The organism is Streptomyces reniochalinae, from assembly GCF_003323735.1.
Classification (GTDB): domain Bacteria; phylum Actinomycetota; class Actinomycetes; order Streptomycetales; family Streptomycetaceae; genus Streptomyces; species Streptomyces reniochalinae.
Genome location: NZ_QOIM01000026.1, coordinates 204,112 through 222,041, shown reverse-complemented (window position 1 = coordinate 222,041; position 17,930 = coordinate 204,112). Strand labels below are relative to the sequence as shown.

Annotated in this window: 36 protein-coding genes; 32 read left to right on the top strand and 4 right to left on the bottom strand. The window is 69.4% G+C overall.

Annotated elements, in window-relative coordinates; translation table 11 throughout:
- Positions 1-399: 399 nt before the first annotated feature.
- Positions 400-840 carry a helix-turn-helix domain-containing protein gene (locus tag DQ392_RS08890; RefSeq protein WP_181856336.1) on the bottom strand — a complete coding sequence of 147 codons (441 nt, stop codon included), beginning with the start codon at positions 838-840 and terminating at the stop codon, positions 400-402.
- A gap of 154 nt (positions 841-994) precedes the next feature.
- On the opposite strand from DQ392_RS08890, the gene DQ392_RS08885 reads away from it, so the two are divergent.
- From DQ392_RS08885 to DQ392_RS08740, 32 genes are all read left to right on the top strand, one after another.
- The gene (locus DQ392_RS08885; RefSeq protein ID WP_114014979.1) at positions 995-1,219 is read left to right on the top strand and encodes a helix-turn-helix domain-containing protein; all 225 of its coding nucleotides are present in this window, start codon (positions 995-997) and stop codon (positions 1,217-1,219) included.
- A 6-nt stretch (positions 1,220-1,225) separates the two neighbouring features.
- Positions 1,226-1,507: a hypothetical protein gene (locus DQ392_RS08880; RefSeq protein WP_147266506.1), complete on the top strand. Its 282-nt coding sequence runs from the start codon at positions 1,226-1,228 to the stop codon at positions 1,505-1,507.
- A 91-nt stretch (positions 1,508-1,598) separates the two neighbouring features.
- Positions 1,599-2,087 (top strand): hypothetical protein, encoded by a 489-nt coding sequence (locus tag DQ392_RS08875; protein ID WP_114014977.1) that lies wholly within the window; start codon positions 1,599-1,601, stop codon positions 2,085-2,087.
- Positions 2,084-2,380, top strand: a complete 297-nt coding sequence (locus DQ392_RS08870) for a hypothetical protein (protein ID WP_114014976.1) — start codon at positions 2,084-2,086, stop codon at positions 2,378-2,380. Before DQ392_RS08875 ends, DQ392_RS08870 begins: the two co-directional genes overlap by 4 nt.
- Complete coding sequence (locus DQ392_RS08865) at positions 2,377-2,730, top strand: hypothetical protein (RefSeq protein WP_114014975.1); 354 nt, start codon at positions 2,377-2,379, stop codon at positions 2,728-2,730. Before DQ392_RS08870 ends, DQ392_RS08865 begins: the two co-directional genes overlap by 4 nt.
- On the top strand, positions 2,727-3,149 hold the full coding sequence (locus tag DQ392_RS08860; protein ID WP_114014974.1) for a hypothetical protein: 423 nt from the start codon (positions 2,727-2,729) through the stop codon (positions 3,147-3,149). The genes DQ392_RS08865 and DQ392_RS08860 overlap by 4 nt, the downstream gene beginning before the upstream one ends.
- Positions 3,146-3,385: a hypothetical protein gene (locus DQ392_RS08855; RefSeq protein ID WP_114014973.1), complete on the top strand. Its 240-nt coding sequence runs from the start codon at positions 3,146-3,148 to the stop codon at positions 3,383-3,385. Before DQ392_RS08860 ends, DQ392_RS08855 begins: the two co-directional genes overlap by 4 nt.
- Positions 3,382-3,537 carry a hypothetical protein gene (locus DQ392_RS34375; protein ID WP_181856335.1) on the top strand — a complete coding sequence of 52 codons (156 nt, stop codon included), beginning with the start codon at positions 3,382-3,384 and terminating at the stop codon, positions 3,535-3,537. Before DQ392_RS08855 ends, DQ392_RS34375 begins: the two co-directional genes overlap by 4 nt.
- Positions 3,534-3,848, top strand: coding sequence for a hypothetical protein (locus DQ392_RS08850; RefSeq protein WP_114014972.1), 315 nt, complete (start codon positions 3,534-3,536; stop codon positions 3,846-3,848). The genes DQ392_RS34375 and DQ392_RS08850 overlap by 4 nt, the downstream gene beginning before the upstream one ends.
- Positions 3,845-4,186 carry a hypothetical protein gene (locus DQ392_RS08845; protein ID WP_114014971.1) on the top strand — a complete coding sequence of 114 codons (342 nt, stop codon included), beginning with the start codon at positions 3,845-3,847 and terminating at the stop codon, positions 4,184-4,186. Before DQ392_RS08850 ends, DQ392_RS08845 begins: the two co-directional genes overlap by 4 nt.
- Positions 4,183-4,557 (top strand): hypothetical protein, encoded by a 375-nt coding sequence (locus DQ392_RS08840; protein ID WP_114014970.1) that lies wholly within the window; start codon positions 4,183-4,185, stop codon positions 4,555-4,557. The genes DQ392_RS08845 and DQ392_RS08840 overlap by 4 nt, the downstream gene beginning before the upstream one ends.
- Positions 4,554-4,775: a phiSA1p31-related protein gene (locus DQ392_RS08835; protein WP_114014969.1), complete on the top strand. Its 222-nt coding sequence runs from the start codon at positions 4,554-4,556 to the stop codon at positions 4,773-4,775. Before DQ392_RS08840 ends, DQ392_RS08835 begins: the two co-directional genes overlap by 4 nt.
- Entirely contained in the window at positions 4,772-5,044 is a 273-nt protein-coding gene (locus DQ392_RS08830) for a hypothetical protein (RefSeq protein ID WP_114014968.1), read from the top strand. The genes DQ392_RS08835 and DQ392_RS08830 overlap by 4 nt, the downstream gene beginning before the upstream one ends.
- 111 nt (positions 5,045-5,155) lie before the next feature.
- Complete coding sequence (locus tag DQ392_RS08825) at positions 5,156-5,395, top strand: hypothetical protein (protein ID WP_114014967.1); 240 nt, start codon at positions 5,156-5,158, stop codon at positions 5,393-5,395.
- Positions 5,395-6,285: a YqaJ viral recombinase family nuclease gene (locus tag DQ392_RS08820; protein WP_114014966.1), complete on the top strand. Its 891-nt coding sequence runs from the start codon at positions 5,395-5,397 to the stop codon at positions 6,283-6,285. Before DQ392_RS08825 ends, DQ392_RS08820 begins: the two co-directional genes overlap by 1 nt.
- Positions 6,282-7,073 carry a recombinase RecT gene (locus tag DQ392_RS08815; protein WP_114014965.1) on the top strand — a complete coding sequence of 264 codons (792 nt, stop codon included), beginning with the start codon at positions 6,282-6,284 and terminating at the stop codon, positions 7,071-7,073. Before DQ392_RS08820 ends, DQ392_RS08815 begins: the two co-directional genes overlap by 4 nt.
- A 57-nt stretch (positions 7,074-7,130) precedes the next feature.
- Entirely contained in the window at positions 7,131-7,538 is a 408-nt protein-coding gene (locus DQ392_RS08810; RefSeq protein WP_114014964.1) for a hypothetical protein, read from the top strand.
- Complete coding sequence (locus DQ392_RS08805) at positions 7,535-7,909, top strand: hypothetical protein (protein ID WP_114014963.1); 375 nt, start codon at positions 7,535-7,537, stop codon at positions 7,907-7,909. Before DQ392_RS08810 ends, DQ392_RS08805 begins: the two co-directional genes overlap by 4 nt.
- Entirely contained in the window at positions 7,906-8,724 is an 819-nt protein-coding gene (locus tag DQ392_RS08800; protein WP_114014962.1) for a DNA adenine methylase, read from the top strand. Before DQ392_RS08805 ends, DQ392_RS08800 begins: the two co-directional genes overlap by 4 nt.
- A gap of 100 nt (positions 8,725-8,824) precedes the next feature.
- Positions 8,825-9,679, top strand: coding sequence for a hypothetical protein (locus tag DQ392_RS34795; RefSeq protein ID WP_220182602.1), 855 nt, complete (start codon positions 8,825-8,827; stop codon positions 9,677-9,679).
- Entirely contained in the window at positions 9,676-9,942 is a 267-nt protein-coding gene (locus DQ392_RS34790; protein WP_220182601.1) for a WhiB family transcriptional regulator, read from the top strand. The genes DQ392_RS34795 and DQ392_RS34790 overlap by 4 nt, the downstream gene beginning before the upstream one ends.
- Before the next feature lie 36 nt (positions 9,943-9,978).
- On the top strand, positions 9,979-10,932 hold the full coding sequence (locus DQ392_RS34030) for a hypothetical protein (protein WP_147266505.1): 954 nt from the start codon (positions 9,979-9,981) through the stop codon (positions 10,930-10,932).
- Positions 10,913-11,533 (top strand): P-loop NTPase family protein, encoded by a 621-nt coding sequence (locus DQ392_RS08785; RefSeq protein WP_114014960.1) that lies wholly within the window; start codon positions 10,913-10,915, stop codon positions 11,531-11,533. The genes DQ392_RS34030 and DQ392_RS08785 overlap by 20 nt, the downstream gene beginning before the upstream one ends.
- Positions 11,530-12,930, top strand: a complete 1,401-nt coding sequence (locus tag DQ392_RS08780; protein WP_114014959.1) for a replicative DNA helicase — start codon at positions 11,530-11,532, stop codon at positions 12,928-12,930. Before DQ392_RS08785 ends, DQ392_RS08780 begins: the two co-directional genes overlap by 4 nt.
- Positions 12,927-13,130 carry a hypothetical protein gene (locus tag DQ392_RS08775; protein WP_114014958.1) on the top strand — a complete coding sequence of 68 codons (204 nt, stop codon included), beginning with the start codon at positions 12,927-12,929 and terminating at the stop codon, positions 13,128-13,130. The genes DQ392_RS08780 and DQ392_RS08775 overlap by 4 nt, the downstream gene beginning before the upstream one ends.
- A complete protein-coding gene (locus tag DQ392_RS08770) occupies positions 13,130-13,492 on the top strand; it encodes a response regulator transcription factor (protein ID WP_114014957.1) in 363 nt (120 codons plus the stop codon). The genes DQ392_RS08775 and DQ392_RS08770 overlap by 1 nt, the downstream gene beginning before the upstream one ends.
- Positions 13,489-14,076 (top strand): hypothetical protein, encoded by a 588-nt coding sequence (locus DQ392_RS08765; protein WP_147266504.1) that lies wholly within the window; start codon positions 13,489-13,491, stop codon positions 14,074-14,076. The genes DQ392_RS08770 and DQ392_RS08765 overlap by 4 nt, the downstream gene beginning before the upstream one ends.
- Positions 14,073-14,252 (top strand): hypothetical protein, encoded by a 180-nt coding sequence (locus DQ392_RS08760; protein WP_114014955.1) that lies wholly within the window; start codon positions 14,073-14,075, stop codon positions 14,250-14,252. Before DQ392_RS08765 ends, DQ392_RS08760 begins: the two co-directional genes overlap by 4 nt.
- Positions 14,249-14,458 (top strand): hypothetical protein, encoded by a 210-nt coding sequence (locus tag DQ392_RS08755; RefSeq protein ID WP_114014954.1) that lies wholly within the window; start codon positions 14,249-14,251, stop codon positions 14,456-14,458. The genes DQ392_RS08760 and DQ392_RS08755 overlap by 4 nt, the downstream gene beginning before the upstream one ends.
- Positions 14,455-14,841: an SLOG family protein gene (locus DQ392_RS08750; RefSeq protein WP_114014953.1), complete on the top strand. Its 387-nt coding sequence runs from the start codon at positions 14,455-14,457 to the stop codon at positions 14,839-14,841. Before DQ392_RS08755 ends, DQ392_RS08750 begins: the two co-directional genes overlap by 4 nt.
- Entirely contained in the window at positions 14,838-15,185 is a 348-nt protein-coding gene (locus DQ392_RS08745) for an HIT family protein (RefSeq protein WP_114014952.1), read from the top strand. Before DQ392_RS08750 ends, DQ392_RS08745 begins: the two co-directional genes overlap by 4 nt.
- A gap of 61 nt (positions 15,186-15,246) precedes the next feature.
- On the top strand, positions 15,247-15,867 hold the full coding sequence (locus DQ392_RS08740; RefSeq protein ID WP_114014951.1) for a hypothetical protein: 621 nt from the start codon (positions 15,247-15,249) through the stop codon (positions 15,865-15,867).
- A gap of 194 nt (positions 15,868-16,061) precedes the next feature.
- Here DQ392_RS08740 and DQ392_RS08735 read toward each other — a convergent pair whose 3' ends face one another.
- The 3 genes from DQ392_RS08735 to DQ392_RS08725 all read right to left on the bottom strand — a co-directional run bounded on the left by DQ392_RS08735 (position 16,062) and on the right by DQ392_RS08725 (position 17,884).
- Positions 16,062-16,277: a hypothetical protein gene (locus DQ392_RS08735; RefSeq protein WP_245981271.1), complete on the bottom strand. Its 216-nt coding sequence runs from the start codon at positions 16,275-16,277 to the stop codon at positions 16,062-16,064.
- A 612-nt stretch (positions 16,278-16,889) separates the two neighbouring features.
- Entirely contained in the window at positions 16,890-17,570 is a 681-nt protein-coding gene (locus DQ392_RS08730) for a hypothetical protein (protein WP_114014949.1), read from the bottom strand.
- A complete protein-coding gene (locus tag DQ392_RS08725; RefSeq protein ID WP_114014948.1) occupies positions 17,567-17,884 on the bottom strand; it encodes a PadR family transcriptional regulator in 318 nt (105 codons plus the stop codon). The genes DQ392_RS08730 and DQ392_RS08725 overlap by 4 nt, the downstream gene beginning before the upstream one ends.
- Positions 17,885-17,930: the final 46 nt, after the last annotated feature.

Below are 17,930 nucleotides of genomic sequence, written 5' to 3'. Positions count from 1 at the left end.
GGTGCGCGGGAGCCCGGCAGGCACCCCTACCGCGCGGGCTCCGCGACAACTGCGCTACATCAGTCGGCCTATGACGCAGGCTCGGCAGCTGGCGCAGTTTCCTCCTTGACGCTTGACGAGGTCTCGGACGATGCGACGGGCATCGGCGTCGGTCTCGACAGTCGGCGTCACTACACACACGATCTTGCCATCTACCTGGCCGTGGAACCCGTAGAACTCGGGTCCAAGGTCAGCGGTGATCACATCGTGCATACGGCTCCCCTTCCTCGGAGTGGAGGGAACCTCCCAAGACACTCGATAGTGCCACGTTCAACGATGCGTGTGACCGGGTTTGGGGCTGTTGATGTAGCTGAATCGCTAACAATCCGATGATGGCGGATGGTTGTACGTCAGAAGCGGTCAATCTTCATCAATTTCAGGCAGTTTGCCTGCGCGGCGTAGCTCTTCGAGTACGCGCTGCGTCAGCTTGCGAATGTCGGGCGCAGGCAGGTCAGTGACGGCGATTGCGGCGTTCTGCACGGCTTGGCCGACGTCGTTGTCGTCCAGGTTCTCCACGGCCACGGAGGTGACGACGGCGCCGTTCACGCTGGGGGAGATCACGACGGGGTCGCCACCTTGGAGGACCTCCGAGCACGAGCCGGCCGCCCACCCGAGGGCGGGTTCCAGCTTGCCGTAGGTGCTGTCCCGCACGGAGTGACCGGCTTCGACCTGCCGGTAAGTGGTCTTGGTGAGCCCGGCTTCGCGGGCTGTGGCGATCTGTGTCAGGCCGAGCTCGGTGCGGCGCCTGGCCACAAGGTCGGCGAGCCGCGTGAGGGCGGCCTGGTCTGCGGTGGAGGGCATGACGGCCATCATCCCAGGAAGTGCCAGGTACGGCTAGGAACAGAGAGCTATGGCCAGAACCGACCAGGCACTCCAGGGCAAGAAAAGGCAAGAAAAGGCAAGTTACTGCCGCGTACTGCTGGAACACGGGGCTAGAAGGGGCTAGATTCTCTTCATGGAAAGACCCCCAGCCACCTACCAGGTGAGCGGGTCGGCTCTCCGCACCGAACGCATGGACCAGGGCCTCGGCCTGCAGCAAGTCGCCGACGCCGCCGGAATAACCGCCAGCTACCTGAGTCGCCTGGAGACCGGGGTCCGCACACGAATGAGACCGGCCACGTACCACGCACTACGCAAGTCACTCACCGTGACCGACAACCGACTACTTGTGCAGGAGTGAAGAGAGGTGACGATGTCCACCCCCAAGGCGACCCCCACCGCTGAGGAGCACGACGACTTTCTGAAGCTCGAAGACGCAGCCGCCGACATCGGCTGCGGCGTCCGGTGGCTCCGCGACGGAGCGAACCACTACGGCTTCCCTCACGACCGGTACGGCAAGGCCCTCTGGTTCAGCCGCCAGCAACGTGCCGAGATCCGCGCCATGCACCGTCAGCCCGCCCGCTGGCGCCGCAGCAAGCCGCGTACCCGCAAGCCGACCGTGGCTCGTCCGGCGACTGCCGCCGCCTGAGCGGCAAAGCGGCCCCCACCGCCGGGCTCTGACACACCGGCAGCAGGAGCCTGATCCACCCCCGCAACCTCTACAAGAACAGGAGTGGACCGTGTCCACATCATCCCAGAACACCGATCGGTTCCGTGAAGCCCTGGAGAGTGCCGTCGAGGACACACTCATCAGGCTCCCCGAGGAAGTTGTCACCGCAGTGTGGAATGCCTGCGACGACGAGCGTGGGCGGCTCAGCGAAGAGAACGACAAGCTCCGCGAGCAGCTCACGAAGTTGAACATCGCCGCGAACCGGGCGCTCGACAGCCTCAACATGCTCATCACGGAGGTTGCGGACCCTGGCGTGGAAGCGCTCGGAGCCCGGTACCAGCTTCACCAGAGCCTTGCCAGCCGTACCCCTCACTCCGTCTATGCGGACCCGACGAGCCCGGAGCAGGCGCGCAGCACAACCCTAGCCAAGGCCATCGAGGCGGCCCGCGGCGAGTACCTGACGGACGACACGCGTACCGAAGAGGACCGCGCCTACAACCGGGCCGTCTCCGACGTCATCGCCGCGATCGACGCGCTGCGGACGGGCGGTGTGCGATGACGATGCCCTCCCCGTTCTCCCCGTTCGAGCCGGACGAGTTCGACCGCATCACGGCGCACCTGCCGGTCCTCACGGCGTTTCAGGCGGCGTGGGAAGAGGCCGCCGACCTGCTTCACGAGACCCGGCCCGGCGGGTTCGACGTCGAGGAGATCGGCCACATCGCGTTCGACGCGCTGCCCGGCCACGAGAAGGACGCCGCCCTCGGCGAGCTGTTCTACACGTTCTGGTCCGCCACACGCGCCGACCGCGACACCCGCGCACGGTACGCCACCGAGAGGGGTGAGCAGTCGTGACGACGATCCCCGCGCTCCTCGCCCACCTGTCCGGTGGCGACACCCCGCAGGCCGCCGTGGACGGCGCCCGCTGCCTGCTGCCGCCGATCGGCTGCGGCCGGTCCCTCACCGACGGCGACCTGCCCACCGAGGTGGCCGCCCGCGAATGGCGGATCAGCGGACTTTGCCCCCAGTGCTACGACAGGGCCGCACCCGCCGAGGACGACGGCCAACTCGCCGAGCAGAAGCACCTTCTCAGCGACGAGGACGCCGCATTCGATCTCCTCTTCGCAGGCCTCGCGATCACCCACCCCGAGGCGTGCCACACCCCCGCCGACTACCTCGCCTGGACCGCAGGAGGAGCCGCATGAACGAGACGCCGATGACCCCCGAGCGGCTCGCCGAGGTCCGGTCGCTGGATCTGCTGGCGCTGATGCCGGAGCGCGCCGCTGCGGTGATCGGCCGGGCGTTGGGCGACCTCGTCGCTGAGGTCGAGCGCCTGCGCGCCGAGCTGGCGGCCCGCCCCACCCGCGCCGAGGCGTACCGACAGGTCGCCGACGAACTGGCGCTGATGCAGAGCGTCGAACCCGATCATCGTCACGCCGCTGGCCTCTACTCCGCCGAGCAGCGTGCCCGCCGCATGGCCGACGCCGCCGAGCGAGCCGACGACCGGGCCCGCGTCGAGACGGCAGCCACCGAGACCGGGCACCCCGCCCACCCGGCACCGTGCCGCGTCCCCGCCTCCCCGGACTGCACCTGCGACGACACCGAGCGGGGTGGAGTCCAGTGAGCACCTATCCGCCATCCGACGACCGTCTCCGTCATCTGATCGCGCAGGAGATCAACGTCAGCGTCGACAGGTGGAAGCTCGCCTGGTGGATCGCTGGCGGGATCGTCAAGGACTCAGCGATCCGCGCCGAGTTGCACCGCATCAGCGACGCTCACGCGGCAGGCGAGCCGTGTGGTGACCGTCACTGCACCCACTGCTGGAGCGCCATGACCGCCGAGACGGGCGGTGCGCAGTGAACCGCCGCCGCACCGCCCTCCTCGCCGCGATCCGCGACAGCGGCGGCACCTGGACCACCCGCCGCGCCTGGACCCACAACCGCACCCACCACGCCCCCAACCGGGCCACAGCACGCGGCGACCTCGCCTGGACCGCAGGAGGAGCCGCATGAACGAGACGCCGATGACCCCCGAGCGGCTCGCCGAGGTCCGGTCGCTGGATCTGCTGGCGCTGATGCCGGAGCGCGCCGCTGCGGTGATCGGCCGGGCGTTGGGCGACCTCGTCGCTGAGGTCGAGCGCCTGCGCGCCGAGCTGGCGGCCCGCCCCACCCGCGCCGAGGTGCTGCGCGCCGAAGCCGCCTGGCTGCGCGAGATCGCGACGCCGATCACCCGCGAACGCTCGGAGCACGAGCGCGGACAGATGTACGCAGCAGAACGCATGGCGCAGAGGGCCGACGACGCCGAGCGGGGTGAGGGCCGGTGACCGCCCGCACCGGCGTCCGCCACGCCTGCGTCCGGCTGCTCACCACACCGGCAGGACCCGACCGGCGCACCAGTATCGCCGACGCCCGGACCGCGATCTGCATCGCCCGGGGCGTGGCACTGGCCGACATCGACCCGGCATCCGGCTACGACGTCTCCGAGCGCGCCTACCACTCGTCGCGAACCCGGTGGCTCGAAGAAGCCGCCGAACATCCGGACAGCGACTGGCTACGCAAGGGCTACCAGGAGGCGGCTGAGACGTGGGCCCGGCGACGGCCTGACCTGGCCACCGACTGGCCGGAGTGGGACGACGCCATGGACGGGGGTGAGCCGCGATGAGCGCCCGCGAATCGATCGAGAACCTGTGGGACAGGAGCGGGGTGGCTGTCAGTACCCTCCTCGACGCCTACCGCGCCGAGGTGGCCCGGGAGGTCATCCCTCCGTGGGAGGTGATGTACGAGCCCGGCAACGTCTCCGACTACCTGATCGGCTACACCAACAGCGAGGCCGCCGCGAAGGGCGCGGGCGAAGCATGGATGCAGTCGCAGGCCGAGGTGACCGGCCGCCTGGAGTGGGTGCCCGACCGGCCGTGGGACGGCTACGACCAGCAGCACGAGCTGATCGAGCGCCACGCCGATGGTGTCGACACCGGGCCGGGCATTTTCATTCGCCGCATGACCGACGACGCCGAGGCGGGTGACCAGCCATGACCACCTACCTCCACGACGGCACCGTGTTCGACCTGGGCATACCGCACGCGGACGTGTTCGGCACCCACTGGACCTGGACCGGCATCCACAACGGAGCCCGCGAAGCCGTCGTCCGCGAACAGAAGGCGCACCAGCACACGCGACTCCACGGCGGCAGCCGACCCCGTCGGGCGCTGCCCATGACCGTGAACCTTGAACTTCCCAAGGGGGACGCATGAAGCTCCTCGTCGAGATCGAAGGACAGACGCACCCGCTGAACCGCGTCTTCTGGGTCCGCTACGCCCCGAGCGGCTGCGCAGTCGGTTCGCTGATGGGGGAGCACGCCGCAAGCCCGGAGCAGGCCCACAAGGAGTTCACCAGCCGCCAGCGCGACCGGGAACGCGAACTCCGCCAGGGATACCGGCACGAGCTGGTCACCAAGGAGCAGTGGCAGACCACAGTCCGGCCCTGCTTCACCGGCAACTGCGAGCACGCAGCCGCCGCCTGATTCGTCCCGCGCCGGCGGATGACCAAGGGCTGTCGGCGCGGGCCACCAACCACCCCGCAGGGACACCGCACCGCGGTGGCCCCCACCCAGCACACCCAGAAAGGAGACGACATGCGCTCGATCACCCTCGGCCGCTGGACCGTCGACCTGTACGCCCGCGTACTCCGCATCCACCGCGGACCCCACCCGAACTGCCGCCAGTGCCGCGGCGACGGCGGCTACGAAGCGGTCACAGCCGGCCCAGTCCCCGAGCCCACCTACGAACTGTGCGACTGCTGGAACCCCGACCACGGCCTCCGCATCCCCCTCGCACCCCGCAAGCGCCGCGAAACGCTGGAGGTGCCGTTCTGATGGGCACCGCGACCGCGCCGGCCGGGATCCTCCTCGGCACGTACACGCCCGGCACACCGGAGTGGGAGCAGGCCCGCGCAGGGCTCACCGTGACCGCCACCGAGATCGCCGCGGTCCTCGGCCTCTCACCGTGGCAGAGCAGGTTCTCCCTCTGGCACAAGAAGTCCGGCATGCCCACGGCCCCGTTCGAGACGAACCCGGCCATGGAGTGGGGCATCCGCCTGGAAGCCGCCGTCGCCGCCAAGTACGCCGACGAGCACCCCGAGCTGACCCTCGCCGAGACCGGCACGTGGCGGCACGCCGAGCGGGAGTGGCAGCGCGCCACCCCCGACCGCATCGCCGACGACCGGCTCGTCGAGGTCAAGACGACCGCCACAGCGGACGGCTGGGGCGCGCACGGCACGGGCGAGGTGCCCGTCTACTACCGCTGCCAGGTCATCCAGCAGATGGACGTCCTCGGCTACGAGCGCACCGACTTCGCCGTGCTGATCGGCGGCTCCGACTACCGCGAGTACACCGTCTGGTTCGACGAGACCGACGCGAAGGTCATGCGCGAGGCGGCCGAACAGTTCCTCGACGACGTGCGCCGCGGTGTCCGCCCCGCGATCGACGACTCCACCGCCACCTACCAGACGGTCAAAGCCCAGCCCGAGGGCCGCGACGACCTAGATGTCGAGATCCCCACCGACCTCGCCGACCGCTACCTCGCCGCCGTCCGCGACGCCAAGACCGCCGACGCCGCCAAGCGGCAGGCCGCCGCACAGGTCCTCGACCTCATCGGCGGCGGCTACCGCGCCATCACACCCGACGGAACCCGCATCGCCTACCGCACCGTCCGCGCCGGCCGCACCCACTCCCTCACCCCCTACCAGCAGAAGGATGCAGCATGAGCCAGATCTCCAACGCCGTTGCCAAGCGCGACAACTCGCCGGGCGCCATGGTCCAGCAGTACAAGGCCGACTTCTCCACCGTCCTCCCGGACCACGTGAAGCCCGATACCTGGGTGCGCCTCGCCCAAGGCGTCCTCCGCCGCGACAAGAACCTCGCCCAGGCCGCCGAACGCAACCCCGGCTCGCTGATGACCGCCCTCCTCGACTGCGCCCGCCTCGGCCACGAACCCGGAACCGAATCCTTCTACCTCGTACCGTTCGGCGGCGAAGTCCAAGGCATCGAGGGCTACCGCGGCGTCGTCGAGCGCATGTACCGCGCCGGCGCCATCGCCTCTGTCAAGGCCGAGGTCGTCTGCCAGGGCGACGACTTCGACTACCAGCCCGACATGGACAAGCCCCGCCACCGAGTCGACTGGTTCGGCGACCGCGGGCCCATCGTCGGCGCCTACGCCTACGCCATCTTCAAGGACGGCTCCACCAGCCGCGTCGCCGTCATCAACCGCGCCTACATCGACAAGGTCAAGAAGGAGTCCAAGGGCTCCGACAGGGCGACCTCCCCATGGATGAAGTGGGAAGAGCAGATGGTCCTCAAGACCGTCGCCAAGCGCCTCGAACCCTGGGTGCCCACCTCCAACGAGTGGCGCCGCGAACAGCTCCGCGCCGCCCGCGAAGTCGCCAACGAGCCCACGCCGCCCACCACCCCGGCACCGCCCGCACCCGAGCAGGTCGACCCCGACACCGGCGAAGTCATCGACGGCGAACTCGTCGACGACACCCCCACCCAGTAACCGCCTCGGGCCGCCCCTGCCCGAAACAGGGGCGGCCCCACCGAAAGGAAACCACGAATGACCACTCCCACGACCGAGGCCACCTGCAATGCCTGGTACTGCGGGCGCTGCCGAGCCGCATACAAGGTCGAGCCCGAACTGTTCACCCCCGCCTGCAAGTGCCCTCGTCCGATCTACACGCTGCGGCCCACCCACATCACACAGATGACCGCCGTCCCGAGCCGGCTGCGGCCGGTCACGGACGAGGACGCACGGCTTCGATCCCTCGCCCGTCGAGGGCGCCGTGTGCGGGTGACCCTCGAAGCCGAGGTCACCGAAGTCTCCCGCTGCTACTCCGAAGGACGCGAAGCGGACGCCACGCTCACGTTCATCGTCACCACCGCCGACGGTCGCCGCCACGCCATCGAACCCGCCGTGCCCGGAGTCCACATCGCAGCCCTCGGCTACGAGAGGACGGCCCGATGACCCGCCGCCTCTCTCCGGCTGAGCGTCTGGCCGCCACGGACCGCGACGCCACCCTCGCCGCCATCGCCGCCCGCACCAGCGACTGGGACCGGTTCCTCGTCGAACAGGCCGTCTGGATGCTCGGCCTCCAACAGCACGAGTTCTCCGCCAACGACATGCGCGACCTCCTGCCCGAACTCGCCCACGGGCACCTCGGCGCCGCCTTCAACGCGTTGCGCGCCAGCGGCCTCATCCAGCACACCGGGCGCTACGTGCCCTCCACCCAGCCCACCACCCACGGACACCCCATCGCTGTCTGGCAACTCTCCACCAAAGGCCGCCAGATAGCTGGCCTCCGTCGGCCCCGACAGCAGGGGAGGGCCGCCGCATGAAGCCGCCGACGCCGTACTTCGGCGGCAAGGCCCGTATCGCGAAATGGATCGTGTCGCTGCTGCCCAAGCACCAGCACTACGTCGAACCGTTCTGCGGGGGTTTGTCCGTCCTGCTGGCGAAGCCTCCGGCCGCGATGGAGACCGTCAACGACCTCGACGGCGAGTTGATGAGGATGTGGCGGGTCTTGCGGGACCGGCCCACCGAACTGGTGCGGGCATGCGCGCTGACGCCGCACTCCCGCACCGAGCTCGCAGTCAGCCACGAGCCCGTCTCCGACGAAGTGGAGGCTGCTCGGCGGACCTGGTCCCGGCTCGCCCAGGGAAGGTCCGGCACTCTGCGGCAGACCGGGTGGCGCCACTACATCGACCCCGCCGGATCCACGATCGGCATGCCGGGCTACATGGCTGCCTACGTCGACCGGCTCGCCGCAGCTGCGGAGCGCCTGTCCGCCGTGTCCCTGGAGTGCCTGCCTGCGCTGGACATCGTCGGCAAGTACGGCACCGCGAAGGACGTCCTGCTGTACGTCGACCCGCCCTACCTCGGCACTACCCGGCCGTTCAGCAACTACCGATACGAGATGCGCAACGAGACCGACCACCGGGAGCTGGCGGCTGCACTGCACAACTGTCGAGCCGCAGTGGTGCTGTCCGGCTACGACAGCCCGCTCTACGACGAGTTGTACGCCGGGTGGCACCGGTACACGCAGCAGACCATGACCGGCAACGCGAAGACCGCGAAGGACCGCACCGAGGTTGTGTGGTCCAACCGGGCCCTGGCCGGCCAGTACGACCTGTTTGCGGAGGTCTCGGCATGACGACCGTCCTCACTCTCCTCGCCGCCTGGACCGCCACTTCTATCCCCACCGGCCTCGCACTCGCCACCGCCATCCGACACGCCAGGAAGGAGACCCGGCCGTGACCATCAAGACCCTCCCGCCGCACGGCACCCTGTCCCGGCACAAGCACTACGGGTGCGACTGCGAGCCCTGCCACAGCAACTACCGCGACTACGAACGCACCCGCTACCGACTCCGCGGCTACGGCACCTGGCAGCCCCTCACCAACATCCAGGCCGCCCGCGAGCACGTCTCCAACCTGGTCGCCGCCGGCTACACCATCACCAGCATCGCCGCAGCCGCCAACACCGACACCGCGACTCTCCAACGCATCCTCTACGGCCCCAGCAAAACCCTCCGCACAGACACCGCCCACCGCGTGCTCGACACCAAGGCCAGCGACATGCGGCCCTCCGAGCACCGCACCATCGACGCCACCGGAACCCGACGCCGCCTCCAGGCCCTCGTCGCCATCGGCTGGCCATTCAGCCACATCGCCCGCCATGCGGGGATCCACCAGCGCCCCGTCGCCGAACTCGCCCGCGCCAAGCACGTCACCCGCCGCACAGCTCAGCGCGTGGAAACCACCTACCGGCAACTATGCCGACTGGACCCCGCCACCGACGGCGTACCGGGCAACCAGATAACTGCAGCGCGCCGCAAGGCCGCCACCCGCGGCTGGTGCGGGCCCCTCGCCTGGGACGACAACATCGACGACCCCGCCGCCCAGCCCGACCGCGAGACCGGCGCCGACCAGTTCACGGCCAGCCAGCTCGCCGCCGCCCGCGCCGCCGACATCGCGCACCTCGGCCGGTTCGGCATCCCCCACCGGGAGATCGCCACACGGGTCGGCGTCACCGAGGCCTACGTCCGCGCCCAGCTCGCCGGCTACCGCGTCCCCGGACAGCCCCGCACACGGCAGGAGGCGGCGTGAACACCAGCGACTGGAAGGCCAAGGCGATCTGCGCCGACGAGCCTGACTTCTGGTACCCCGTCGGCAACAGCGGCCCGGCGAAAGCCGACGCCGACCTCGCCAAATGGATCTGCAACGCGCGGTGCTACGTCCGCGCCCAGTGCCGCGAAGACGTGCTCCAAACGGAAGCCGGATGGCCCATGGACCGGCGCCACGGCATCGCCGGCGGCCTCAGCCCCAGCGAACGCCTCGCCCTCGACCCCACCCGCACCACCGCCGCGTAGTCCAGACCGCAGTACGCATTGCTGAGAAGAGGCATCGTGAGGATTCGGCACTCCCGGCTGACGAAGGACTTCCTGCAGGTCCCCAACGCCAGCGTGCGCGACGAGCGGCTGAGCCACATGGCCCGCGGGATCCTCGTCGACCTCCTCAGCCGGCCCGACGGATGGGACGCCACGGCCGATGACCTGTGGCGCGCGTCCGTCGAAAAGCACGGCAAGAACAGCCCCGGCCGCCGAGCCTTCCGCGCAGCCTTCGCAGAGCTCAAGGAGTGCGGCTACCTGACGTCCAGCCGAGAGGTCTTGAAGGGCGGCAAGTACACCACCGTTCTTACTCTCGGGGACGTTCCGGCAGGTCACACCGACGTACCACACGCTGGTACGTCGGGCCGAAGTGCAGAAACGCAGAAAACCGCAGGTCACACCGACGTACCACACGCTGGTACGTCGGAGCCCCCCGCCGACGTGCCACACGGTGGTACGTCGGCGCGACCAGGGGAAACGAGCGTTCGCCCTGCTCACACCGACGTGCCAGACGGTGGCACGTCGGCCCCACCTGCAAAAACAGGCATCTACGCAGGTCGCACCGACGTACCACACGCTGGTACGTCAAATACAGAACACGGTGAGAACACGGGGAAGAAGACTTCTTCTTCTACAGCCGTCGACCTCGAAGCCTTCGGCGCCTTCTGGCTCGTCTACCCGAAGAGCCGCGACCGCGAGAAGACCCTCACCGAGTGGCGCACCGCGATCACCAATGGCGCCGACCCCCAGCAGATCACCGCCGCCGCGCAGGCATACGCCCGCGAAAAGGCCGGCGAGGAGTGGCGCTTCATCAAGCACTCCGCGAACTGGCTCCGCGAACGCCGCTACGAGGACGACTACGCGCCCCAACCCAACGGCAAGCCCGCCCTGCGCGCCGTCAACGGCGCATCCCAGAACGACATCGACAGCATGAGCGAAGAGGAGATCGAGCGTGCACTCCGTTTCGGGTGACGACCTCACCCCCCAGCAGCAGTGGCTCGACGAGCGCCGCCGCCACGCCCTGGCCCGCTTCGACGACCGCATCCCCGCCCTCTACCGGCAGGCCATCGACCTGCCCGCAGAGGCCGCCCAGTGGGCTGACGGTGCCGACGGCGCCCCCGCAAGCCTGTTCCTCACCGGCATCATCGGTGTCGGTAAGACCCACGCCGCTTGGCACACTGCTCGCCGCTGGCTCGACAACCAGCACCGCCACGGGCGTCCGGGCAGCCCCACCGTGCAGACCTGGCGGTCCACGCAGCTGTTCGACGCCCTCCGCCCTGAGGGCGACAACCCGCGGGCCGTCACCCAGGCCGCACAGGCCTGCGGGCTGCTGTACCTCGACGACCTCGCCGCCGCCCGCGTCTCCCCGTCCGGTTGGACCCAGGAACGCCTGTACGAGATTTTCGACGAGCGGTACACCAAGCAGCGCCCGTTGCTGATCACCTGCGACGTGCTGCCGGGCAGGCTCGCTGACGTCGTCGGCGAGCGTGTCGCTTCCCGTCTCGCCGAGATGTGCCGCGGCGGCATCCACCTGATGCGCGGCGCCGACCGACGCCTGGCAGGTGCCGCATGACCGACCTGTGGACCGACGAGCTGACCGAACTGGCCACCGACGGGCAGACCGTGTGGACCCGCCCCCGAGACCTGGAAGCCGAACGCACCGTCGCCGCCTCGATCATGGAGCGGCCGGAGCTGATCGACGAACTCGACGGCACCGTCGACCCCGTCGACTTCTCCGACCCCCGGTACGCCCAGATCTGGTACGCCGTCGACGAGCTCCGCCAGGACATCCAGGACCGGATCGCCCCGCACGCCGTGCACAAGCGGCTGCTGAAGATGCGCGCCGAAGGTCGCATCCCCGGCGTGCCTTTCGACGCCGGCGAATTGCAGATGCTGTACAGCGAGGCCATGCCCGCGTCCGCCGGCTACTTCGCCGAGCAGGTCGCCCAGAAGGCCACCGCCTCCCGCCTCGTCGACTTCGGCCTCAAAGTCCAGCAGGCCGGCATGAACGCCGCGTTCGACGAGAACGCCGACCTCGCCGACCTCCAAGCCGCCTTCGACGGCATCCTCCGCACCCACGGCGACAACACCGGCGCCAAACGGGTCGGCGACCTCGTCGACGACGCCCTCGAACGCGCCGTCACCCCACCGAAGACCGGCGACCGTATCCCCACCGGCTTCGCCGACCTCGACTCCTGCACCAACGGCGGCCTCCGCCCCGGCCGCATGGTCGTCGTCGGCGCACGGCCCGGCGTCGGCAAGACCCTCTTCGGCACCGGCCTCGCCCGGGCAGCAGCCATCAAGGGCGGCCTGCCGGTTCTGTTCAAGACCCTCGAGATGGGCGTAGAGGAGATCACCGACCTGGTCGTCGCCGCCGAATCGGGCGTCGCCCACCACAACCTGACCGGCGGTGTGTGCTCCAGCCGGGAAGTGCAGAAGCTCGCCACTGCCCGCGAACAGATCGCCGCCGCCCCGCTGTGGATCGACGACAGCGTCGGCGTCACCATCCCCTCCCTGCGCAACCAGATCCGCACCATGGCCCGCACCCAGGGCCTGCGCATGGTCGTCGTCGACTACCTGCAGCTCATGCAGGCGCCCAAGGCCGAGTCCCGGCAGGTCGCCGTCGCCACCATGTCCCGCGAGCTGAAGCTCATCGCCAAAGAGTTCGGCATCGTCGTCGTGGTCCTGTGCCAGCTCAACCGCGGTCCCATGCAGCGCGCCGACAAGCGCCCCGAGATCTCCGACCTGCGGGAGTCCGGCGCCATCGAGCAGGACGCCGACATGGTCATCCTGCTGCACCGGCAGGACATGCACGAACCCGAGTCGCCGCGGGCTGGCGAGGTCGACCTGATCCTCGACAAGCACCGCGGCGGCCACCGAACCACGATCACAGCCGCCGCCCAGCCCCACTACAGCCGCTTCGTCGACATGGCCTGGACACCGGGCTCCACCCCGGAGGTGGCTGCATGACCGACCCGAACCCGCTGTACGCCGACGCCTGCCCTCGCTGCCTGGCAGGCCCGACCGCTCCCACGAACGGCATCACGGCCCGCGGCAGCCTCACCGCCGCCTACCGGTGCCGGGCCTGCCGCCACATCTGGACCTGCACTTGGGCTGTTGTCCCCGGCCGCGTCCTCCCGCCCCCGCCCGCCCTCGAGGAGGCCGCCTGATGCCCCGCGTCTTGGACGGCCGCCTCACCCCGGGCCAGTTGCAGGCGCTGCGTCTGGCGGCGAATGGGCTGACGGCGGGGCAGATCGCCCGCCGGCTCGGCACGACGGAGACCGGTATCCATCTGCGGCTCAACACGGCGGCCCGTGCGCTGGGGGCCCGGTCTCGGGCGCATCTGGTGGCGGTCGCCATGACCCAGGGTTTGATCACCCCCGCCGACATCGAGCCGCCACACGGCCACCAGAGCGCCCCGCAGGCGGCACCCGCACCCCGAGTCCACCCGGCACCCGAAACGGCGTCACGCGGGCGCACAGCCCCCCGCACGGGCCCCGAAGCGACCACACCCAAGGAGACAGCCGCATGACCGACACCCCCAACACCCCCGGCACGGGGCCCACGCGCCCGCAGGACGGACGTACAGGTGGCCCGGCGACTCCGTGTCCACCGAACGGCGCGAACGGCCCGCAGACGGGCACACAGCGACGCGAGCGGTACGCGGCAGCGATTGCGCGCGACACGTTCGGACGGCCCGACGACGACGCGGTGATCTGTGCCGCCGACGCAGCCATGGTTGTGGCGGATGCCGAGCAGCACGCCCTGTACCGGCTCCTGTCCGAGGCTCGGTACAGGGAAGATCAAACGGCGGAGCAGAACGCTCGCCTGACGCGTGCCGCTGGTGACCGTGCCCGCTACCCGAGCATGGCATCACAGCTCGACGCAGCGCAGCGGGAGAACGCACGCCTCCGCGACGAGCGGGACCGTGCCCGTCGCCTGGCCGTCGCCCTGGAAAGCCAGCTCGCAGCCGTCCGCGCCATGCACCAGCCGCAGCGGTTCACGACGAGCGACATCTGCGGCCACTGCTCTGGCTGGGGCGGCGACGGCACCTGGCCCGCCCAACTCGTCGCCTGGCCCTGCGACACCGTCCGAGCCATCAAGGAGCAGCCGTGAGCCGTGCCAAGCACCTCGTCTGCCAGTGGTGCGGTGAGCCGCCCCGCAAACCCGTCGCCTGGTGGGACAACCGCCCGCAGTGCGGCGACCGATTCGCCTGCGACCGAGCCAGCACCCGCGCCGAACGCGCACGCGAGCGGCGCAACCAGCAGCCCGCGGGGGAGGAGCAGCCGTGAACGGCTGGATCATCCTCGCGGTCAACGCGGTCACCATCGCTGCCGCCACCACCGCCTTCGTGCGCAACCAGCGCCGCACCAAAGCCGCCCTCCGGCAGGCCCGCGCCCGGCACCGCGAAGCCACAGCCCTCCTCGCCCGGATGAACCTCGCAGCCCTCAAGACCGAACGCATCCGCCGCAACACCTGGACCAAGGAGCAGCCGTGAACGACACCTACCGCGTTCTTGTCACCGGCAGCCGCAGTTGGACCGCCGAACTTGTCACCTGGCACGCCCTCAACCAGGCCAGGGACACCACACCAGCCGGCCGAACCCTCGTCATCGTTCACGGCGGCTGCCCCAAGGGTGCCGACCAGGTGGCGCACAACTGGGCGCAAGGCCACGCAGTTGCCACCGAGGTACACCCCGCCGACTGGGCCACCCACGGCCGCGCAGCAGGCCCTATCCGCAACCAGCTCATGGTGCGCCGCGGCGCCGACCTCTGCCTCGCCTTCATCCACAACGGCAGCCGCGGCGCCAGCCACACCGCCGGACTCGCCGAAGCCGCCGGAATCCCCACCCGCCGTTTCACCATCCGGGAGCAGCCGTGAGCCCGTGCCCGTTCTGCGAGATCGCCGCCGGTCACGCTCCCGCCGACATCGTCCGCGAGTGGCCCGACACGCTCGCCGTCGTCCCGCTCAACCCGGTCACGCTGGGCCACCTCCTCGTCATCCCCCGCACCCATGTCCCCGACTTCACCGACGACCCCGTGGTCACCGGCCTCACCGCCCAGCGCACCGCCGAACTCGCCCGCGACCTGGGCCTCACCGCCGCCAACGAGATCACCAGCAAAGGCGGCGCCGCCACGCAGACCGTCTTCCACCTGCACCGACATCTAGTACCCCGCGCCCCCGGCGACGGCCTCGCACTGCCCTGGACCGGACAAGCCGCCTGACCCCGCCCGGCCGCCCCATGGCCGGGCCCCCAGCCCGCACCCCGCGCGACAGGAGCCACCCATGAACACCACCTGCACCGTCTGCGGTCACGACCTGTGGCACACCGAGCAAGGCCACCAAGCCTGCGGCGCCTGCATCCGCCGCCTCGACCGCATGCTCCAAGACCTCGCCGGGCCCCACGGGCTCTACGCCCAGCTCGCCACCGTCCTCCAACCCGGCACCCTCGCCGACAACGCCCGCGTCTCCGGCAGCCGCACCGCACCCCTCCCCATACGACTCGAACCCCTGTCCCTGTCCAGCCGCGGGGGAGTCGTCACCATCCTCCAAACCTGGCTCGTCGACATCCACGACCACCTCGGCTACCGGCACCCCCGCTGGCAAGGCGGCTTGCAAGGCCAACTCGACCAGGCCGTCAGCCGGCTCCGCATCCTCCTCCCTTGGGCAGCCGAGAATCATCCCGCCATCGCCGAACTCTTCGCCGAAGTCAGGCAGGCCGTCGGCCAATGCCGAGCCCAGATATCCGGCGAACCCCCCGCCAAACGCGTCACCGTCGTCTGCACCCTCTGCGACGCCACCATGCGCATCACCCTCGACACCCCCGGACAACGCTGCCAGTGCGGAACCCAGTACGGGTGGGCCGAACTCCGGCAGCTCAACCTCGCTGACAGGGCCGCGGCATGACGAAGGCCCCCACCGAGATGGTGGGGGCCTTCACGCACGTCAGGGCTACGGCCGCGCCCCGCCATCAAACGCCCGCCCAACCGACTGACCGCCAGCCGGCTACTGCCGGTCGGGAACCTGCTACCGGTAGTAGGTTCCCGACCGGCGACAAGCAGACAGCAGGTACCTACTCAACGTGAGTAGGCTGGCCGCATCTATCGGGCCCCGAAAGCCGCCCCCACTTCGCCCCCGTCGTAGCCCTCCCGGTGCGCCAACAACACCCGGACCCAAAACTCCCGCTCGCCCGCCGGGCGGCCCGCAGGCATCGCAAACAGCAGCCCGCCGGCGCTCTCCACCACCCCGCCGAACAGGTGCGGGTCATCCACCTCGTCCAGAACCACCACCTCGCCGGCCACCGCGGACAACAGCACCGGCAGAGGATCCGACACGATCCGGGACAAGGGAAGACGGCCGGAAGACGACGGCTCACGCGCAGGCGTAGCTAGACTCATGGGGGAACTGCCTCTCTCTGAAGGGTCGCGGTTCTCGATCAGCAGGCGGCAACCTGCTGGCACTCGCAGCGGCCGGGACTCGTGCAGCCACACGAACGTCCCGGCCGCTGTCTTGCTGCCAAGACACTAGGCGGCAGCCCAAACAGGTCAGCGGGAAATCGGACTACCAGAAGACCAGCAAAACCCGAAGAACCCGAAAAGGTGACCTGCCAAGAAGTCAAGTTCGACCTGCGAAAACGCTAGAGAAACGACTCTTATCGCTATACACGGCACGCCGACCACGAGGAGCCGCAGCCCTCGCAGACATGGCCGAAAACCATCCAACAAGACCCCGCATCCACCCCAGAAACACCCCCACCGGCGCCCGCCCGTTGTAAGCTACGGCCACGCGACCAGCAGTGTTGCAAGTAGGAAAACACGGGTCGCAGGTTGACATTCGGACAGTGCAAAGGTTGCGACAGTACACTCCGAGAAACGAAAAAGCCCCCGCCCGAAAAACGGACGGGGGCTTATTGGTGTCGCCTCACGCGACTACTCGTCGTCCCCGGCCCGGCCAGCCAACTCAATGCCGCGCACCCGACGTAGCCACCGCGCCAGCGCAAACAATGCACCGCCCAGAACTGCGCACGACCCCCAGCCATCCGTCACCAGCGAATGAAAACCATCCACCGCCTGAATGTAGATCGCCAAAGAGCCCACCGAAGCAGTGATCAACCCGTTCGTGCGCGACTCCGCCGACAACAGCCAATCCATCGGAGACCACGCGAACCCCAAAAGGTCATGGGCCCGCATCCGCAGCGCTGCGAAAAGAAACCCGACCACCAGCGCCAGCCGACGGCCCCGAGGCAGCCCCCGGCCGTCCGCCCCAGCCAACAGATCCGCCCACTCATCCCGCAGATGAAGACGACGCCGACCAGCCAGACGAGCAGCAAACGAAGCGCCGCGCCGGGCATGCGAAAGCCCCACAGGACTCCGACGCTCGTGAAAATCCGGCGAAACCTGGACGCTGTGCACGTACAACTCAGTCGGGCTGTAGTCGATCGCGAACGACTCTTCCGACTGCATGCGTCGCACAATGTAGGCGAAAGCGTTCTCGATGTCCTCTCGGTCGAGCGCAATCAGGTGCTCGGCCGCCGCATCTTCACCTTGTGACTCAGCCAAGAGGTCCCGGAGATACTCCTTCACCTCGCTGCGTTGGGCTTCACTGCTCACGCCGCGCCTCCCGCCAGCCCGAACCGGCGTGCACGGCGGGCCTTCCGATCCTGCACCGCCTGATGTGCACTCGCCCAGCCGGCGCCCGTCAACTCGTAGTACCGGCGAGCAGGCCGCCCCGGATGAGGGGCGACCTCCTTCCGCGCCTCGACCCAGCCGTGCTCCGTCAGGCGCTCCAAAACCGGATACACGGTGCCCGAGCCCAGATCGGCCTCCTCGCAGATCTTCAGCCCCCACGCGGGGTCATCGTCAGTCGCCGCCAGCAACACCTTGAGCACCTCAAGGGTGGGGCGGGTAAGGCGAATTGATGCCATGGCGACAGGGTGCCACGCCTCCGACCATATGTCGAGAACGACACAT

Excerpts from the sequence above, each read along its gene's own strand:
- DQ392_RS08825 (WP_114014967.1), top strand. The coding sequence starts at position 5,156 with ATGCGCTCGATCACCCTCGGCCGCTGGACCGTCGACCTGTACGCCCGC.
- DQ392_RS08810 (WP_114014964.1), top strand. The coding sequence starts at position 7,131 with ATGACCACTCCCACGACCGAGGCCACCTGCAATGCCTGGTACTGCGGG.
- DQ392_RS08770 (WP_114014957.1), top strand. The coding sequence starts at position 13,130 with ATGCCCCGCGTCTTGGACGGCCGCCTCACCCCGGGCCAGTTGCAGGCG.
- DQ392_RS08780 (WP_114014959.1), top strand. The coding sequence starts at position 11,530 with ATGACCGACCTGTGGACCGACGAGCTGACCGAACTGGCCACCGACGGG.
- DQ392_RS08840 (WP_114014970.1), top strand. The coding sequence starts at position 4,183 with ATGAGCGCCCGCGAATCGATCGAGAACCTGTGGGACAGGAGCGGGGTG.
- DQ392_RS08765 (WP_147266504.1), top strand. The coding sequence starts at position 13,489 with ATGACCGACACCCCCAACACCCCCGGCACGGGGCCCACGCGCCCGCAG.
- DQ392_RS08830 (WP_114014968.1), top strand. The coding sequence starts at position 4,772 with ATGAAGCTCCTCGTCGAGATCGAAGGACAGACGCACCCGCTGAACCGC.
- DQ392_RS08740 (WP_114014951.1), top strand. The coding sequence starts at position 15,247 with ATGAACACCACCTGCACCGTCTGCGGTCACGACCTGTGGCACACCGAG.
- DQ392_RS08835 (WP_114014969.1), top strand. The coding sequence starts at position 4,554 with ATGACCACCTACCTCCACGACGGCACCGTGTTCGACCTGGGCATACCG.
- DQ392_RS08805 (WP_114014963.1), top strand. The coding sequence starts at position 7,535 with ATGACCCGCCGCCTCTCTCCGGCTGAGCGTCTGGCCGCCACGGACCGC.
- DQ392_RS08775 (WP_114014958.1), top strand. The coding sequence starts at position 12,927 with ATGACCGACCCGAACCCGCTGTACGCCGACGCCTGCCCTCGCTGCCTG.
- DQ392_RS08850 (WP_114014972.1), top strand. The coding sequence starts at position 3,534 with ATGAACGAGACGCCGATGACCCCCGAGCGGCTCGCCGAGGTCCGGTCG.
- DQ392_RS08870 (WP_114014976.1), top strand. The coding sequence starts at position 2,084 with ATGACGATGCCCTCCCCGTTCTCCCCGTTCGAGCCGGACGAGTTCGAC.
- DQ392_RS08885 (WP_114014979.1), top strand. The coding sequence starts at position 995 with ATGGAAAGACCCCCAGCCACCTACCAGGTGAGCGGGTCGGCTCTCCGC.
- DQ392_RS08800 (WP_114014962.1), top strand. The coding sequence starts at position 7,906 with ATGAAGCCGCCGACGCCGTACTTCGGCGGCAAGGCCCGTATCGCGAAA.
- DQ392_RS08820 (WP_114014966.1), top strand. The coding sequence starts at position 5,395 with ATGGGCACCGCGACCGCGCCGGCCGGGATCCTCCTCGGCACGTACACG.
- DQ392_RS08860 (WP_114014974.1), top strand. The coding sequence starts at position 2,727 with ATGAACGAGACGCCGATGACCCCCGAGCGGCTCGCCGAGGTCCGGTCG.
- DQ392_RS08890 (WP_181856336.1), bottom strand. The coding sequence starts at position 840 with ATGCCCTCCACCGCAGACCAGGCCGCCCTCACGCGGCTCGCCGACCTT.
- DQ392_RS08725 (WP_114014948.1), bottom strand. The coding sequence starts at position 17,884 with ATGGCATCAATTCGCCTTACCCGCCCCACCCTTGAGGTGCTCAAGGTG.
- DQ392_RS08815 (WP_114014965.1), top strand. The coding sequence starts at position 6,282 with ATGAGCCAGATCTCCAACGCCGTTGCCAAGCGCGACAACTCGCCGGGC.